Annotated in this window: 14 protein-coding genes; 8 read left to right on the top strand and 6 right to left on the bottom strand. The window is 66.1% G+C overall.

Annotation, left to right across the window (positions count from 1 at the left end):
* Window positions 1-40: 40 nt before the first annotated feature.
* The 3 genes from GH660_RS02855 to apbC all read right to left on the bottom strand — a co-directional run bounded on the left by GH660_RS02855 (window position 41) and on the right by apbC (window position 4,071).
* Entirely contained in the window at window positions 41-2,269 is a 2,229-nt protein-coding gene (locus GH660_RS02855; RefSeq protein WP_153145052.1) for an arginine/lysine/ornithine decarboxylase, read from the bottom strand.
* 71 nt (window positions 2,270-2,340) lie between these two features.
* Window positions 2,341-2,907 (bottom strand): dCTP deaminase, encoded by a 567-nt coding sequence (gene dcd / locus GH660_RS02860; protein WP_153145053.1) that lies wholly within the window; start codon window positions 2,905-2,907, stop codon window positions 2,341-2,343.
* A 72-nt stretch (window positions 2,908-2,979) separates the two neighbouring features.
* Complete coding sequence (gene apbC, locus GH660_RS02865; protein WP_153145054.1) at window positions 2,980-4,071, bottom strand: iron-sulfur cluster carrier protein ApbC; 1,092 nt, start codon at window positions 4,069-4,071, stop codon at window positions 2,980-2,982.
* A gap of 122 nt (window positions 4,072-4,193) precedes the next feature.
* On the opposite strand from apbC, the gene metG reads away from it, so the two are divergent.
* Together metG and GH660_RS02875 are read left to right on the top strand one after the other, a co-directional pair.
* Entirely contained in the window at window positions 4,194-6,284 is a 2,091-nt protein-coding gene (metG, locus tag GH660_RS02870) for a methionine--tRNA ligase (protein ID WP_153145055.1), read from the top strand.
* Between the two features lie 401 nt (window positions 6,285-6,685).
* Window positions 6,686-7,951 (top strand): FAD-dependent oxidoreductase, encoded by a 1,266-nt coding sequence (locus tag GH660_RS02875; protein WP_153145056.1) that lies wholly within the window; start codon window positions 6,686-6,688, stop codon window positions 7,949-7,951.
* Window positions 7,952-7,960: 9 nt separating this feature from the next.
* Here the strand turns inward: GH660_RS02875 and GH660_RS02880 are convergent, their stop codons facing one another.
* Complete coding sequence (locus tag GH660_RS02880; RefSeq protein WP_153145057.1) at window positions 7,961-8,464, bottom strand: DUF411 domain-containing protein; 504 nt, start codon at window positions 8,462-8,464, stop codon at window positions 7,961-7,963.
* 52 nt (window positions 8,465-8,516) lie between these two features.
* Here GH660_RS02880 and GH660_RS02885 point away from each other — a divergent pair, with 52 nt between their 5' ends.
* On the top strand, window positions 8,517-8,837 hold the full coding sequence (locus GH660_RS02885; RefSeq protein ID WP_153145058.1) for a hypothetical protein: 321 nt from the start codon (window positions 8,517-8,519) through the stop codon (window positions 8,835-8,837).
* Between the two features lie 10 nt (window positions 8,838-8,847).
* Here GH660_RS02885 and GH660_RS02890 read toward each other — a convergent pair whose 3' ends face one another.
* Window positions 8,848-9,042, bottom strand: a complete 195-nt coding sequence (locus GH660_RS02890; RefSeq protein ID WP_153145059.1) for a CopG family transcriptional regulator — start codon at window positions 9,040-9,042, stop codon at window positions 8,848-8,850.
* A gap of 104 nt (window positions 9,043-9,146) precedes the next feature.
* Here GH660_RS02890 and GH660_RS02895 point away from each other — a divergent pair, with 104 nt between their 5' ends.
* From GH660_RS02895 to GH660_RS02905, 3 genes are read left to right on the top strand one after another with little or no spacing between them, the layout of a single operon-like run.
* Window positions 9,147-10,841 (top strand): SulP family inorganic anion transporter, encoded by a 1,695-nt coding sequence (locus GH660_RS02895; RefSeq protein ID WP_153145060.1) that lies wholly within the window; start codon window positions 9,147-9,149, stop codon window positions 10,839-10,841.
* Window positions 10,842-10,850: 9 nt separating this feature from the next.
* Window positions 10,851-11,192: a zinc ribbon domain-containing protein YjdM gene (locus tag GH660_RS02900; RefSeq protein ID WP_153145061.1), complete on the top strand. Its 342-nt coding sequence runs from the start codon at window positions 10,851-10,853 to the stop codon at window positions 11,190-11,192.
* Between the two features lie 26 nt (window positions 11,193-11,218).
* On the top strand, window positions 11,219-12,940 hold the full coding sequence (locus tag GH660_RS02905) for a SulP family inorganic anion transporter (protein WP_153145062.1): 1,722 nt from the start codon (window positions 11,219-11,221) through the stop codon (window positions 12,938-12,940).
* Here GH660_RS02905 and GH660_RS02910 read toward each other — a convergent pair.
* A complete protein-coding gene (locus tag GH660_RS02910; RefSeq protein ID WP_228276335.1) occupies window positions 12,935-13,717 on the bottom strand; it encodes a gamma-glutamyl-gamma-aminobutyrate hydrolase family protein in 783 nt (260 codons plus the stop codon). The genes GH660_RS02905 and GH660_RS02910 overlap by 6 nt on opposite strands.
* 92 nt (window positions 13,718-13,809) lie before the next feature.
* Here GH660_RS02910 and GH660_RS02915 point away from each other — a divergent pair, with 92 nt between their 5' ends.
* Together GH660_RS02915 and GH660_RS02920 are read left to right on the top strand one after the other, a co-directional pair.
* Window positions 13,810-15,012 (top strand): cation:proton antiporter, encoded by a 1,203-nt coding sequence (locus tag GH660_RS02915; protein WP_153145063.1) that lies wholly within the window; start codon window positions 13,810-13,812, stop codon window positions 15,010-15,012.
* Window positions 15,005-16,147, top strand: a complete 1,143-nt coding sequence (locus GH660_RS02920) for a YbdK family carboxylate-amine ligase (RefSeq protein ID WP_228276336.1) — start codon at window positions 15,005-15,007, stop codon at window positions 16,145-16,147. Before GH660_RS02915 ends, GH660_RS02920 begins: the two co-directional genes overlap by 8 nt.

Genomic DNA, 16,147 nt, shown 5'->3' on the forward strand with positions numbered 1-16,147 from the left:
TGAGACCCGATGCGACGGACCAGGCCGCCGATGACAGCAATCAGCGCACGCAGTCGACGTAGTAGCGGCCATCCGCCCCCTTGACCAGGCCGTGGATGTCGGTTTCGAAGCCGGGGAAGCGGGCGTTGAATTCGCGGGCGAACTTGAGGTAGCTGCAGATCGTCGCGTTGAAGCGCTCGCCCGGGATCAGCAGCGGGATGCCGGGCGGGTACGGGGTCAGCAGCACGGCGGTGACGCGGCCTTCAAGTTCGTCGACCGGCACGCGCTCGATCTCGCGGTGCGCCATCCGGGCGAAGGCGTCGGCCGGGCGCATCGCCGGCACCATGTCCGACAGGTACATCTCGGTGGTCAGGCGGGCGACGTCGTTCTGCTTGTAGACGTTGTGGATCTGCGAGCACAGGTCGCGCAGGCCGACGCGCTCGTAGCGCGGGTTCTTCTGCACGAATTCGGGTAGCACCTTCCACAGCGGCTGGTTCTTGTCGTAATCGTCCTTGAACTGCTGCAGCGCTGTCACCAGCGTGTTCCAGCGGCCCTTGGTGATGCCGATGGTGAACATGATGAAGAAGCTGTAGAGGCCGCATTTCTCCACGATGACGCCGTGCTCGGCGAGGTACTTGGTGACGATGGCGGCCGGGATGCCGATGTCGTCGGCGAAATCGCCATCGACGTCGAGGCCCGGGGTGATGATGGTCGCCTTGATCGGGTCGAGCATGTTGAAGCCGTCGGCCAGCCGGCCGAAGCCGTGCCAGCGCTCGCCGGGCTTCAGCATCCAGGCCTCGCGCTCCTCGATGCCTTCCTCGGAGAGGTCGTCCGGGCCCCAGACCCGGAACCACCAGTCGGCGCCCCATTCCTCGTCGACCTTGCGCATCGCGCGGCGGAAGTCGAGGGCCTCGGCGATCGACTCCTCGACCAGCGCCGTGCCGCCCGGCTCTTCCATCATCGCCGCGGCGACGTCGCACGAGGCGATGATCGAATACTGCGGCGAGGTCGAGGTGTGCATCAGGTAGGCCTCGTTGAAGATGTCGCGGTCGAGCTTCTGGTTCTCGGCGTCCTGGACGAGGATCTGCGAGGCTTGCGACAGGCCGGCCAGCAGCTTGTGCGTCGATTGCGTCGAGAAGACCATCGATTCCTTGCAGCGCGGGCGGTCGGCGCCGATCGCGTGGTAGTCGCCGTAGAAGTCGTGGAAGGCGGCATGCGGCAGCCAGGCCTCGTCGAAGTGCAGGGTGTCGATGCGGCCGTCGAGCATCTCCTTGATGTCCTCGACGTTGTAGAGGATGCCGTCGTAGGTCGATTGGGTGATGGTCAGCACGCGCGGCTTCATCGCCTTGTCGGCGAGGAAGGGGTTGGCGTCGATCTTCCTCTGGATGCTCTCCCAGGCGAATTCGCTCTTCGGGATCGGGCCGATGATGCCGTAGTTGTTGCGCGTCGGCATCAGGAAGACCGGCACCGCGCCGGTCATCATGATCGAATGCAGGACCGACTTGTGGCAGTTGCGGTCGACGACGACGATGTCGCCCGGCGCCACCGTCGAGTGCCAGACGATCTTGTTCGAGGTCGATGTGCCGTTGGTGACGAAATACAGATGATCCGAGTTGAAGATGCGCGCCGCGTTGCGCTCGGAGGCGGCGACCGGGCCGGTGTGGTCCAAGAGCTGGCCGAGTTCCTCGACCGCGTTGCAGACGTCGGCGCGCAGCATGTTCTCGCCGAAGAACTGGTGGAACATCTGGCCGACCGGCGACTTCAGGAAGGCGACGCCGCCCGAGTGACCGGGGCAGTGCCAGGAATACGAGCCGTCGGCGGCGTAGTGCGTCAGGGCGCGGAAGAAGGGCGGCGGCAGGCTGTCGAGATAGGCGTTGGCCTCGCGCTTGATGTTGCGGGCGATGAATTCCGGCGTGTCCTCGTGCATGTGGATGAAGCCGTGCAGCTCGCGCAGGATGTCGTTCGGGATGTGGCGGCTGGTGCGCGTCTCGCCGTGCAGGAAGATGGGAATCTCGGCATTCTTGTGGCGGATCTCGCCGACGAAGGCGCGCAGCTCGGCGAGCGTCTCTTCCGGCTCCATCGCCAGCTCCTCGTCGTCGATCGACAGGATGAAGGCCGAGGCGCGCGACTGCTGCTGGGCGAACGACGTCAGGTCGCCGTAGCTGGTGACACCGAGCACCTCCAGCCCTTCCTTCTCGATGGCTTCAGCCAGCGCCCGGATGCCGAGGCCCGACGCGTTCTCCGAGCGGAAATCCTCGTCGATGATGATGATGGGGAAGTGGAAGCGCATGTTGGATCCTTGAAAAGCGGCGACCCGCCGCAGCGGGTCACAGAATAAGTCGGTATCGTTACCGGAAGGCGTCAGATCTTGGGCAGCGTCACGCCGACCTGGCCCTGGTACTTGCCGCCGCGGTCGCGGTAGGACGTTTCGCAGATCTCGTCGGACTCGAAGAAGAGCACCTGGGCGCAGCCTTCACCGGCGTAGATCTTGGCCGGCAGCGGCGTCGTGTTGGAGAATTCGAGCGTCACGTAGCCTTCCCACTCCGGCTCGAAGGGCGTCACATTGACGATGATGCCGCAGCGGGCGTAGGTCGACTTGCCGAGGCAGACGGTCAGCACCGAGCGCGGGATGCGGAAGTATTCGACGGTGCGGGCCAGCGCGAAGGAGTTCGGCGGGATGATGCAGACGTCGGACTCGATCTCGACGAAGGACTTCGGATCGAAGGCCTTGGGATCGACCACCGTCGAGTTGATGTTGGTGAACACCTTGAATTCGCGGGCGCAGCGGATGTCGTAACCGTAGCTGGACGTGCCGTAGGAGACGATCTTGTGGCCGTTGGCCTCGCGCACCAGTTCCGGCGAGAACGGCTCGATCATGCCGTGCTCTTCCGCCATGCGGCGTATCCACTTGTCTGATTTGATGGCCATTTTTCCCTGCTGCGGTCGACAAAAATAAAGGCGGGATTTTACCCGCCTTTATCGCCCGCGATGTGCAAAAAATCAGGTGTTCTGCACCACGATGTTGGGGAACTTCGAGGTCATGTCCTTGGCCTTCTCGCCGATCTTGACCGCGATGCGGCGGGCGATGGCGCGGTAGATTTCAGCCGTGCGCGAATCCGGCGCGCCGACGACGGTCGGTTTGCCGCCGTCGGCCAGCTCGCGGATGGCCAGTTCGAGCGGCAGGCTGCCGAGGAATTCGACACCGTAGTCGGCGCACATCTTCTCGCCGCCGCCAGTCCCGAAAATGTGCTCCTCGTGGCCGCACTGCGAGCAGATGTGGATGCTCATGTTCTCGACGATGCCGAGGATCGGGACATTGACCTTCTCGAACATCTTGAGACCCTTGCGCGCGTCGATCAGGGCGATGTCCTGCGGCGTGGTGACGATCACGGCGCCGGTCACCGGCACCTTCTGGGTCAGCGACAGCTGGATGTCGCCGGTGCCCGGCGGCATGTCGACGATCAGGTAGTCGAGATCGTGCCAGTTGGTCTGGCCGAGCAACTGATCGAGCGCTTGGGCAACCATCGGGCCGCGCCAGACCATCGGCGTCTCGACGTCGACCATGAAGCCGATCGACATCGCCTGCAGGCCGTAGGCCTCCAGCGGCTCCATGCTCTGGCCGTCCTTCGATTCCGGCTGCTGGCCGGCGATGCCGAGCATCTGCGGCTGCGAGGGGCCGTAGATGTCGGCGTCGAGGATGCCGACGCGGGCGCCTTCCTGGGCCAGCGCCAGCGCCAGGTTGACCGCCGTCGTGCTCTTGCCGACGCCACCCTTGCCGGAGGCGACGGCGATGATGTTCTTGACCCCGGGCAGCAGCTTGACGCCGAGCTGCACCGAATGGGCGACGATCTTGCTGAAGACGTTGGCCGACACGTTGCCGACGCCCGGCACAGCGCGGACGGCGGCGATCACCTGCTTGCGGATGGCGTCGATTTGCGTTTTCGCCGGGTAACCGAGCTCGACGTCGAAGGAAACGTCGGCGCCGTCGATCCTGATATTCTTCACCGCCTTGCCGGCGACGAAATCCTTGCCCGTATTGGGGTCGACCGCAGCCGCGAGGGCGGTCCTTATCTGCTGTTCTGTGAGACTCATGGAAACTCCGGGGGTGGTGGGCTGCCGGGAAATACCCGAGCAATTTTGTACAGTATACCGCAAAGCCCGATTATCGCCGGGCTCGCGGTAAAATCGCAGTTTATTTCAATTTTCGCCACGCCATGCCGCGCAAGATTCTCGTCACCTCCGCCCTGCCCTACGCCAATGGCGCCATCCACCTCGGCCACCTCGTCGAATACATCCAGACCGACATCTGGGTGCGCTTCCAGAAGATGTCCGGCAACGAATGCTGGTACGTCTGTGCCGACGACACGCACGGCACGCCGATCATGCTGCGCGCCGAGAAGGAAGGGATCACGCCGGAGCAGCTGATCGCGCGCGTGCATGGCGAGCACTACCGCGACTTCTCGGGCTTTCTGGTCGGCTTCGACAACTACTACAGCACGCACTCGGAAGAAACCCGCTTCTACGCCAACGACATCTACCGCAAGCTCAAGGCCGCCAAGCTGATCGAAACGCGCACCATCGAGCAGTATTTCGACCCGGTCAAGCAGCTGTTCCTGCCCGACCGCTTCATCAAGGGCGAATGCCCGAAGTGCCACGCCAAGGACCAGTACGGCGACAACTGCGAGGTCTGCGGCGCTGCCTATGCGCCGACCGACCTGATCGAACCCTACTCGGCAGTCTCCGGCGCCAAGCCGGAACTGCGCAGCTCCGAGCACTACTTCTTCAAGCTCTCCGACCCGCGCTGCGAGGCCTTCCTGCGCCAGTACACGAGCCGGGAAAACGGCGTTTTGCAGAACGAAGCCGCCAACAAGATGCAGGAATGGCTGGGCGCACCGGGCGAGAACAAGCTGACCGACTGGGACATCTCGCGCGACGCGCCCTACTTCGGCTTCGAGATTCCCGACGCGCCGGGCAAGTACTTCTACGTCTGGCTCGACGCGCCGATCGGCTACATGGGTTCATTCAAGAATCTGTGCGCCCGGAACGGCCTCGATTTCGACGAGTACTTCAGGCCCGATTCGCCGACCGAGCTCTACCACTTCATCGGCAAGGACATCCTCTACTTCCACGCCCTGTTCTGGCCGGCCGAACTGCAGCACGCCGGCTACCGCACGCCGACGAAGATCTTCGCACACGGCTTCCTCACGGTCGACGGCGCGAAAATGTCCAAATCGCGCGGTACCTTCATCACCGCGCAAAGCTACCTCGACACCGGCCTCAACCCGGAATGGCTACGCTACTACTATGCCGCCAAGCTGTCGGCGACCATGGAGGACATCGACCTCAATCTCGAGGACTTCGTCGCCCGCGTGAACAGCGACCTGGTCGGCAAGTACGTCAATATCGCCAGCCGCTCGGCCGGCTTCATCGCCAAGCGCTTCAACGGCCAACTGGCGCCGGCCGACGAAAAGCTGCCGGCCATAAAGGCCATCCAGGAAGCCGCCGGCCGCATCGCCGAACTCTACGAAGCCCGCGAATTCGCCAAGGCGATGCGCGAAATCATGCTGCTGACCGACGCCGCCAACCAGTACGTCGATAGCGTCAAGCCGTGGGAACTGGCCAAGCAGGAAGGCAAGGAAGTCGAGCTGCACGCCGCCTGCTCGAATGCGCTCAACCTGTTCCGCCTGCTCACCGTGCTGCTCAAGCCCGTTCTCCCGGTCGTCGCCGGCAAGGTCGAGAAGTTCCTCAACATCGCCCCGCTGGAGTGGACCGACAGCCAGAGCCTGCTCGCCGCCGGCCACGCCATCGACGCCTACGAACACCTGATGACGCGCGTCGACCCCAAGCTGATCGAGAAGCTGATCGCCGCCAACAAGGAATCGCTGGCGCCGGCGCCGGAGGCCCAGTCGCAGCAGCGCCATGCCGAGCACCAGCAGAAGGAGATCAGGAGCGAGGCCGCGGATGGCGATCTGTGCACCATCGACGATTTCATGAAGGTCGACCTGCGCATCGCCCGCATCGCCAACGCCGAACACGTCGAGGGCGCCGACAAGCTGGTGCGGCTGACGCTGGATCTCGGCGAGGAAAGAACGCGCAACGTCTTCGCCGGCATCAAGGCGGCCTACGACCCGGCGCAGCTGGTCGGCCGCCTGACCGTGATGGTCGCCAACCTGGCGCCGCGCAAGATGAAGTTCGGCCTTTCAGAAGGGATGGTGCTGGCGGCCTCCGACACCGAAGGCAAGACGCCGGGAATCTATCTGCTGGCACCCGATTCCGGGGCCCGGCCCGGCATGCGCGTCAAGTAAGCTGTCCCAATCCAATGGCCTGTTCGACAGGCCATTTTTCATTGCGCCGCAGCAAACCGGGCGCCCGAATCTAAGATTTCACTTTAACTTTTGCACCCAATCCTGCACCGCGCCAAAAGGTTTCCGAACTATCCACAAAATCTGTGGATAAGTCTGTGAATGAATCCTTGGACAGCGCACTAAGTCACCGTGGCACAAGGCTTTTCCTTACCCTGCACGAATCTTGGGCAAAACCACAAGTAATTGATTAAATTGAATTTTGTACCGTGCGATACGATTTCGGGCAAGATACACGGAGAATTGCGGCATACGGTTTTGTCAAGCGAAATTTCTGTGAGTAAATCGAGCGCCGCCAAACCGTTTGTCAACCGTTTTTTGCATCGCCTGCCCATTTTTTTGCAATGAAACGCAGATCCTTTCTTGGTGCCGCCCTCGGAAGCTGCGCGCTGCCTCTCGCGGCGCGCGCGGCGACCACCGGCCGCGTCGTCGTGGTCGGCGGCGGCTGGGGCGGCCTGGCGGCGGCGCGCCACCTACGCGAACTGGCGCCGCAACTCGACGTCACGCTGATCGACCGCCAGCCCGAATTCTGGTCGCAGCCGCTGTCCAACCGCTGGCTGGTCGGCCTCGCCAAAAGCGAATGGCTGCAACACGACACCCGGCGCGCCGCACAGCGCTTCGGCTACCGTTTCGTCGCCGCGGAAGTCGGCGGCATCGACCGGCAACGGCGCGAAGTCGCCACCGCGGCCGGCAAGTTTCCCTACGACTGGCTGGTGCTGGCCGTCGGCATCCGCGAGGATTTTTCGGCCTGGTACGGGGTCGACCGCGACAGCGCCACCCATACCCGCCGGCGCTTTCCCTCGGCCTTCCCGGCCGGCCGCGACCACCTGGCGCTGAAAGTCAAGCTGGAAGCCTTCCGCGGCGGCGACCTGGTGATGACCATTCCGCCGATGCCCTACCGCTGCCCGCCGGCCCCCTACGAGCGCGCCGGGCTGATCGCCTGGTGGCTGAAGACACGCAACATCAAGGGCCGCCTCGTCGTCCTCGACCCCAACCTGCCGGTCATCAGCTTCGACCGCATCTTCCGTGACGCCTATCGCGACCAGATCACCTACCTGCCGCAGGCCCGGATCAAGTCGCTCGACCCGTTCAAGCGCCGCATCGTCACCGATTTCGATACCGTCGATTTCAGCGACGCGATCCTGATGCCGCCGCAACAGGCCGCCGACCTGGTCTGGGACAGCGGTCTGATCGGCACGGGGACGGATGGCAAGCCGAGCGGCTGGGCGGCTTGCGACCCGGTCACCCTGAACGCGGCGGACGACGAGCGCGTCTTCCTGGTCGGCGACCTGCTCGACAAGGTTTCGCCGCTGTTCGGGCAGTACCCGAAAACCGGCCAGCTGGCGGCCACCCTCGGGCGCATCGCCGCCGTCCAGATCGCCGCCCGTGCCGCCGGCACGACCGCCGAACGGCTGCTGCCGGAGAGCACCTGCTACGTCATCAACCGGCCCGAGCCGAGGGAACTGACGCGCATCGAGACCAGCTACCGCTGGCGCGGCGACGGCGTCATCCAGCAGACCGCCCGCCAGCAGTACGATCCGCAGGCCGGCGACGCCGACCTCGACTGGGCGCGGCGCTGGTTCGCCGAACTGCTGGGGAGCGCCGGCTGAAGTCGGCGCTCAGTGGCGGGCCCAGATGCTGGTCGAACCGTCCGGCTTGACCAGCAGGGTATTGAACAGCTCGCGCCGCACCTCGCGCTCGCCGCTGGTGTTGTCGAGCATGGTGCACGCCGTTTCGCAGGTCGGGTTGGACAGCTCCCGCCCCGGCGCACCGCGCGGCAGGCCGGGCACCGCGATGCCACGTGCCTTCGGCTTGTCGCGCAGCAACTCGTGGATATCCTCGGCATAGGCATGGCCCTCGACGAAATAGCCGCCGACCACCGCGGTATGGACCGACTCGACCGCCGCCGGCACCTTGAGGCGCCGCTTGAGCGCGGCCATGTCGGCCGTCTCCTTGTAAACGACGCGGAAGCCGCGCTCGGCCAGGTAGGTCCCCCAGTCGATGCAGGCCAGGCAGGGCGAAGGCATGTAGATTTCGACCAGCGGCAAGGTATCCGCGGCGCGCGCAACGGAAGCCGGCAGGCCGGCGCAGGCGACGAGAAAAACGAAAAGGAAGCGCAACATGGTGGCTGGCGTTGGGGCAAAATGGCGATGCACCATTATAAGGCCCGCCCCCATGTTCGCGACGACCCGCCCACCCCGCCCGCGCCTGACCGGCCGCATCTTCGCCTATGCCCTGGTCGACGTTTTCGGGCTTTTCTGCGTCGCCCTCGGCGCCAGCTGGTTCGCCTCCGGCAAGGGCGCGATTCTGGCCAATTTTCCGACGTCGACCGTGGAAGCCGTCGCCAGCACGCTCGGCGGTACCGTGCTGATGCTCTGGTCGGCGGCCCGCATCCTGCGTGAAATCGCCAAGCAGGCCCCGGAAATGCAGGCCAGGTACGATGCCTACATCGCCGCCCACCACCCGGACAAGGTGCGCCGCCCCGACGCCGAATAGCCAGCGCTAGTTAGTCGCCGGACCGGGCGGTCGGCTTGAGCCAGTCGGGCAGTTCGCGCCCGCCGGCGTTGTCGATGATGTACTGGCGCACCAGCTTGCGCACGACCTGCGACGGCGTCAGGTCGTTGGCGGCGCAGATTTCCTCAAAGATCTCTTTCTTGCGCGGGTCGATCAGGATGGTCAGACGCGCGGTCCGCTTTTCCATGGGCAGCCCCTCATTGCTTTAATGCAAATAATATTAACATATGATTTACATTGACGAATAATATAAGAAACATATAATGTGCCGCTCATTCCCCGAGCGCGCCCATGAAGATCGCCTTCCACCCCAAGCTGCTGGATTGCCTGCCCACCTACGACCGGGCGCAGTTCGGCAAGGATCTCGCGGCGGGCATCACCGTCGGCGTCCTCGCCCTGCCGCTCGCCATGGCCTTCGCCATCGCCTCCGGCGCCTCGCCGACGGCCGGCATCTGGACCGCCATCGTCGCCGGCTTCATCACCTCCGCCTTTGGCGGATCGCGCGTGCAGATCGGTGGCCCGACCGGCGCCTTTATCCCCATCGTCTATGGCATCGTCGCCATGCACGGCTTCGCCAACCTGATGGGGGCGACCATCCTCGCCGGCATCTTCCTGCTCGCCATGGGCATCGCCCGCATGGGGCAGCTGATCCGCTTCATTCCGGTCACCGTCGTCATCGGCTTCACCAACGGCATCGCCGTCGTCATCTTCCTCGCCCAGCTCAAGGATTTCTTCGGCCTGCAGATCGACAACCTGCCCGCCGAATTCTTCGCCCGCATCAAGACCCTGGCCGCCAACGCGCACACCGTCGACCTGCCGACCCTGGCGCTGGCCACCGCCTGCTTCGTCTTCCTCCTTTCCTACAACCGGCTGGCGCAGCGCTTCGCCCTGCTGCGCCGGGCGCCCGGCCCGCTCGTCGTGCTGATCGTCGGCACCCTGGTCGCCTTCGTCTTCGACCTGCCGGTCGAAACCATCGGCAGCCGCTTCAATGGCATCCCGCAGGAACTGCCGGCCTTCGGCCTGCCCAGCCTGTCGGTGCACGATTTCGGCAAGCTGATCTCGCCGGCGATCACCATCGCCCTGCTCGGCGCCATCGAATCGCTGCTCTCGGCGCGCGTCGCCGACAGCCAGATCGACGACCGCCACGACCCCAACCAGGAACTGATCGCCCAGGGCCTGGCCAACATCGCCGCCCCGCTCTTCGGCGGCTTCGCGGCAACCGGCGCCATCGCCCGCACCACGACCAACGTCAAGACCGGCGGCCGCACGCCGATCGCCGGCATCATCCACGCCCTCGTCCTGCTCGGCATCGTTCTCGTCGCCGCCCCGCTCGCCTCCTACGTGCCGCTCGCCACGCTGTCGGCCATCGTCATGGTGGTTGCGGTCAACATGGGCGAATGGCACGAATTCCTCGAACTGCGCCGCTTTTCGTACAACTACCGGATCATCCTGCTGGTCACCTTCTTCGTCACCGTCGTCTTCGACCTGACCATCGCCGTCGAACTGGGCATGGTGCTGGCCAGCCTGTTCTTCATCTACCGCATGTCGGAACTGACGCGCATCGAGCGCCTGCCGCTCGCCGAAGAGGCCGAAGAGCCGCAATTCCTCTACCCGGACGGCACCATGCGCGTCGCCGCCTGGCAGTTGTTCGGCTCGCTGTTCTTCGGCGCCGTCAACAAGCTGGAGGAACTGCTCGACCCTCGCGAAGGCCATCCGGAAGTGGTCATCCTCGACATGGCACGCCTGATCCAGCTCGACACCACCGGCCTCGAAGGCCTGGAGAACCTGCTCGACAAACTGAAGAAGCGCGGGTGTACACTGCTCGTCTCGGGCCTCAACTCGCAGCCCGGTTCGCTGCTGTTCCGTTCCGGCTTCATCGACCACCTCGGCGACGAAAATGTCTGCCCCGATCTCTCCGCCGCGCTCCAGCGCGCCTATGTCCTGTTGCCCAGCCTGATCGGCGGCAGCGACGAAGATTACTTATAAGGAAATGCCATGAGCGCCCTGCCCCGCTGCCCGCAATGCAACTCGGAATACACCTACGAGGACGGCGCCATGTACGTGTGCCCGGAATGCGCGCATGAATGGAGCCGCGAGGCGGTCGCCGAAGGCGCCGAGGAAAGGCGCGTCTGGCGCGACGCCAACGGCAACGAGCTGCAGGACGGCGACGCGGTGACGGTGATCAAGGACCTCAAGATCAAGGGCTCGTCGGCGGTCGTCAAGGTCGGCACCAAGGTACGCAACATTCGCCTCGTCGACGGCGACCATGACATCGACTGCAAGATCGACGGCATCGGCGCCATGCAGCTGAAATCCGAGTTCGTCAAGAAGGCCTGAGCGCCCAGGAGCGCCGCACCGATGCCATGACCGCCCCGCGCAAGCTGCTGCCCGCCTGGCTGACGCGCTACGACCGGCAGCGGCTGGGCGCCGACCTGGCGGCCGGCCTCATCGTCACCATCCTGGTCATCCCGCAGAGCCTGGCCTACGCGCTGCTGGCCGGCTTGCCGCCGCAGGCCGGGCTCTACGTCAGCATCTTCCCGGTCGTCGCCTATGCCCTGCTGGGCAGCAGCATGGTGCAGGCCGTCGGACCGGTGGCCATCACGGCGATCATGACCTATGCTGTCCTCAGCCCGCTGGCGACGCCGCAATCCCCCGAATACATCGTCCTCGCGGCGGCCCTCTCCCTGCTCTCGGGCGCCATGGTGCTGGCCTGCGGGCTGCTGCGCCTGGGCTTCCTGGCGCAGCTGCTCAGCCGGCCGGTGATCAGCGGCTTCATCTCGGGCTCGGCGGTGCTCATCATCTTCAGCCAGATCCGGCATCTGCTCGGCGTCCCCCCCAGCGCGGCCGGCAACTGGGCGCACCTGCAGGACCTGCTCGCCCGGCTGCCGCATAGCGCCGGCCCGACCCTCGCCATCGGACTCGGCGCGCTGGCCCTCCTGATCTTCGCCAGACGCTGGCTAGAGCCGCTCCTCAGGCGCGCCGGGATGGGCACCGCCGGCGCGACCTTCGTCGTCCGCCTGATGCCCCTGCTCGTCGTCCTGCTCGGCACCCTGGCGGTGGTCCACTGGGATCTCGACCGCCAGCACGGCGTCGCGGTCGTCGGCGCCATCGTCCGCGGCGTGCCGGGCTTCGCCTTGTTCCTGCCGGGCTACGACACCGTCGCCACCCTGCTCGTCCCGGCGCTGGTCATGGCGCTGGTCGGCATGGTGCAGAACATCTCGATGGCCCAGGCGCTGGCCATCAAGCGGCGCGAGCGCATCGACGCCAACGGCGAACTGGTCGGCCTCGGCGCCGCCAACGTGGTCGCCGCCTTCTACGGCGGCATGCCGGTCGGCGGCGGCGTCTCGCGCTCGGCGGTCAACGTCGCGGCCGGCGCCCAGACCCCGCTGGCCAGCATCGTTTCGGCACTCGCCATGCTCGTCGTCGTCGCCGGCGCCGCGCAATGGTTCGAACGCCTGCCGCTGGCGGTACTGGCCGCCAGCATCATGGTCGCCGCCTACGCGATGATCGACCTGCGCACCCTGCGCCAGGCCTGGGCCTACGATCGCGCCGATGCCCTGGCGCTGCTCGGCACCGCGGGCGGCGTGCTCGTCCTCGGACTGGTCGCCGGCATCGGCATCGGCGTCCTGCTGTCGATGGCCACCCTGCTCTTCCGCGCCAGCCAGCCGCATATCGCGGTGATCGGCCGCATCGCCGGCAGCGAGCACTTCCGCAACGTCGAGCGCCATGACGTCGAGACCCTCCCCGGCACCCTGTTCATGCGCATCGACGAAAGCCTGTTCTTCGGCAACCTCGCCGCCATCGAGACCCGGCTCAACCAGGAGCTCGAGCGCGCGCCCGCCACCCGCGACCTGGTCTTCGTCCTCAGCGCCGTCAACCGCATGGACGCGACAGCGGCGGAGGTCTTCGACGAACTCAACCGCGACCTTGCCGAGCGCGGCATCCGGCTGCACCTGGCCGAGGTCAAGGGCCCGGTGCAGGACCGCCTGATGCACTCGGCGCTGTGGTCGACGCTGTCCGGCGAGGTCTTCCTGTCCGCCAACGCCGCCTTCGAGAAGCTGGCGGCTGCGCCCCGGCGCTCATAGCCAGCCGCGGCGGCGGCTGGCGTCGAGAAAGGCTTCGAGCAACGGCATGCAGTCGAGCACCTCGGTATCGCCCGGACGCCGGAATTCCGGATGCCACTGCAGGCCGAGCAGGAAATTGCGGCCGGTGCCGCGAATCGCCTCGATCATGCCGTCGCCCGCCGCCCGCGCCTCAACCACCAGGTCGCGCCCGAGGGTGCGGATGCCCTGGTGATGGATGGAAATCACCTGGCGCTGCCCGGCCTGACCCAGGCGCTTCTCGAGCAGGCCGCCGGGCTCGATGACGATGTCGTGCACATGCCGGTCGTAGGCATCGGCGACATGCGTGATCGACTCCGGCAACTGGGTCGCGATGTCCTGGTAGAGCGAGCCGCCCATCGCCACGTTGATCAACTGGGCGCCGCGGCAGATGCCGAGCACCGGCTTGCCGTCCTCGAGGAACTCGTGCAGCAGCTCCATCTCGTACATGTCGCGGGTGCGGTCGCCGGCCCACTCGGGCTGCAGCGCCGCCTCGCCGTAGGCGGCGGGGTCGATGTCGGCGCCGCCCTGGAGGACGAGCCCGTCGAGGTTCTTGGCGTAGTCGCTGAGGCGGATCGCGCTGCGGTTCAGCAGGCCGTCCTGGGTCACCGAGGGGACCATGAAAACGAGGACGTCGCGCGCCATGATCCACTGCGCCACCGACTGTTCGAGGTACTGGAGCGTCTTGCTTTCGAGGCCCTTGCCGTCCGGACGCGGGTGCGCGAGGCGGGCGGAAAGACCGATCTTCAGGGTTCGCTTCATGATGATGAACTCCCGGTCCGGGTGGACACAGTCTGCCAAGTGGTTCATTCTGCGCCTCTCGGTCACCCACCACAACCGGGGAAGCCCCTGCCATGGAAACGTCCGTTTTCTTTCTGCCCGACTGGCCGCCCGTGATCAGCCCGCTGCTGTGGATCGCGCTGGCGGTGGTCGGCGCCGCGCTGGCCGGCGAATGGGTCCGCCACCATCTCGGCCTGCCGCGCATCACCGCCTACCCGGTGGTCGGCATGCTGGCGGCGGCGATCGCCGGCGACCGCCTGGTCGCCGCACACGGCGAATGGCTGCGCACCGGGCTCGACGTCGCCCTCGCCATCCTGCTCTTCGAGCTGGGCAGCCGCGTCGACCTGCGCTGGCTGCGCCACAACCGCTGGCTGCTGGTCACCAGCCTGCTCGAGTCGCTGGCCGCCTTCGGTGCGGTGTTCGTCGTCAGCCGCTATCTCGGGCTGGCCATGGCGCCGTCGGTGCTGCTGGCGGCGATCGGCATGGCCACCTCGCCGGCCGTCGTCGTGCGCGTGGTCGCCGAATGCAACGCGCAGGGCCAGGTCAGCACCCGCCTGCTGGTCCTCACCGCGCTCAACACCATCTATGCCGTGGTCGCCATCCACCTGGCGACCGGCGTCCTGCACCAGCGCTACAGTGGCGACTGGGTGCTGGCGATCGCCCATCCGCTCTACCTGCTCGGAGCCGGCCTCGTCGTCGGCAAGCTGCTGGCGCTGGCGGTCGCCGGGGTGCATCGCTGGCTGGCATTGCGCGATGAATACGCCTCGATCGTCCTCCTCGGCCTGGTGCTGATGACGATCGGCGCGATCGAGGCGCTGCGCCTGCCGGTCACCCTGTGCATGCTCTTCGCCGGCATCGTGCTGCGCAACGGCGAACGGCGCGCCTGGGTCTTTCCGCGCCATTTCGGCTCGGTCGGCAGCGTGCTGGTCGTCATGCTCTTCCTGGTCGTCGGCATGCAGATCAAGGTCGAACACCTGGTCACCGGCGGCGGCCTGGCCCTGCTGCTGATCGGCGCGCGCAGCCTGGCCAAGCTGTGCGGCGTCCTGCTGCTGGCACGGCCGGCTGGCATCAGCTGGCGCCAGGGGTTGCTGCTCGGGCTGGCGCTGGCGCCGGCGGCGGGGCCGGTGATGGTCGCCGCCGCCGACCTCGGGCGCATCTACCCGGAGCTACAGCTGACCCTGGTCCCGGTCGCCATGAGCGCGGCCGCCATCATGGAACTGGCCGGCCCGGTGATCGTCGCGCTGTGCCTCAAGTGGAGCGGAGAACGCCGTGAGTAGCGATACCGAATACGAATTGCAGGCCTTTTCGCAGTCGGCGCCGCTGACCCTGGGCGTCGAACTGGAATTGCAGATCGTCAGCGGCCAGGACTACAACCTGGTCGGCGCAGCCCCCGACCTGCTGCGCGAAATGGCCGGCCGCCAGCACCCCGGCGACGTCAAGCCGGAAATCACCGATTCGATGATCGAGCTGTCCACCGACATCTGCCAGGACTACCAGGACGCGCTGACCCAGCTGCGCAGCATTCGCCACCAGCTGGTGAGCCAGGCCGACCGCCTCGGCATCCTGCTCTCCGGCGGCGGCACCCACCCCTTCCAGCACTGGGGCCAGCAGGCCATCTTCGACGCGCCGCGCTTCCATCACCTGTCGCAGCTCTACGGCTATCTCGCCAAGCAGTTCACCATCTTCGGCCAGCATGTGCATATCGGCTGCCCCGACCCCGACCAGGCGCTCTGGCTGCTGCACGCCTTCGGCCGCTACATTCCGCACCTGATCACCCTGTCGGCCGCCTCGCCCTTCGTCCAGGGCATCGACACCGGCTTCCAGTCGGCGCGCCTCAATTCGGTGTTCGCCTTTCCGCTCAGCGGCCGCGCGCCCTTCGTGCTCACCTGGGACGATTTCGCGGCCTACTACCGCAAGATGGTCGCCACCGGGGTCGTCAAGAGCATGAAGGATTTCTACTGGGACATCCGCCCCAAGCCCGAATTCGGCACCATCGAGTTGCGTGTCATGGATACGCCGCTGAGCGTCGAGCGCGCCGCCCAGATCGCCGCCTACGCCCAGGCGCTGGCCCGCTACCTGCTGCAGGAAAAGCCGTTCGCGCCGCAGGAGGACGACTACCTGGTCTATACCTACAACCGCTTCCAGGCCTGCCGCTTCGGCTACGACGGGCGGCTGGTCGTGCCCGGCAGCGCCGAGCAGCGGGTCATCCGCGACGACATCCTGCGCACCATGGCGCAGATCGAGCTGCACGCCTACGATCTCGGCTCGACCGAGGCGCTCAACCTATTGCGCACCGAGGTTCTGCAGGGCCGCAACGGCGCCAGCGAAGTGCGCGACGCCTGGGCCCGCGAAGGCTCGCTGGAGGAAGTCGTGCGCCAGGGCTGCGAACGCTGGGCCGGCCGCCTGTCCTGA

This window comes from Dechloromonas sp. H13, assembly GCF_009469615.1.
Taxonomy (GTDB): Bacteria; Pseudomonadota; Gammaproteobacteria; order Burkholderiales; family Rhodocyclaceae; genus Azonexus.

Coding starts and splice junctions, on each gene's coding strand:
- GH660_RS02855 (WP_153145052.1), bottom strand. CDS start 2,269: ATGCGCTTCCACTTCCCCATCATCATCATCGACGAGGATTTCCGCTCG.
- dcd (WP_153145053.1), bottom strand. CDS start 2,907: ATGGCCATCAAATCAGACAAGTGGATACGCCGCATGGCGGAAGAGCAC.
- apbC (WP_153145054.1), bottom strand. CDS start 4,071: ATGAGTCTCACAGAACAGCAGATAAGGACCGCCCTCGCGGCTGCGGTC.
- metG (WP_153145055.1), top strand. CDS start 4,194: ATGCCGCGCAAGATTCTCGTCACCTCCGCCCTGCCCTACGCCAATGGC.
- GH660_RS02875 (WP_153145056.1), top strand. CDS start 6,686: ATGAAACGCAGATCCTTTCTTGGTGCCGCCCTCGGAAGCTGCGCGCTG.
- GH660_RS02880 (WP_153145057.1), bottom strand. CDS start 8,464: ATGTTGCGCTTCCTTTTCGTTTTTCTCGTCGCCTGCGCCGGCCTGCCG.
- GH660_RS02885 (WP_153145058.1), top strand. CDS start 8,517: ATGTTCGCGACGACCCGCCCACCCCGCCCGCGCCTGACCGGCCGCATC.
- GH660_RS02890 (WP_153145059.1), bottom strand. CDS start 9,042: ATGGAAAAGCGGACCGCGCGTCTGACCATCCTGATCGACCCGCGCAAG.
- GH660_RS02895 (WP_153145060.1), top strand. CDS start 9,147: ATGAAGATCGCCTTCCACCCCAAGCTGCTGGATTGCCTGCCCACCTAC.
- GH660_RS02900 (WP_153145061.1), top strand. CDS start 10,851: ATGAGCGCCCTGCCCCGCTGCCCGCAATGCAACTCGGAATACACCTAC.
- GH660_RS02905 (WP_153145062.1), top strand. CDS start 11,219: ATGACCGCCCCGCGCAAGCTGCTGCCCGCCTGGCTGACGCGCTACGAC.
- GH660_RS02910 (WP_228276335.1), bottom strand. CDS start 13,717: ATGAAGCGAACCCTGAAGATCGGTCTTTCCGCCCGCCTCGCGCACCCG.
- GH660_RS02915 (WP_153145063.1), top strand. CDS start 13,810: ATGGAAACGTCCGTTTTCTTTCTGCCCGACTGGCCGCCCGTGATCAGC.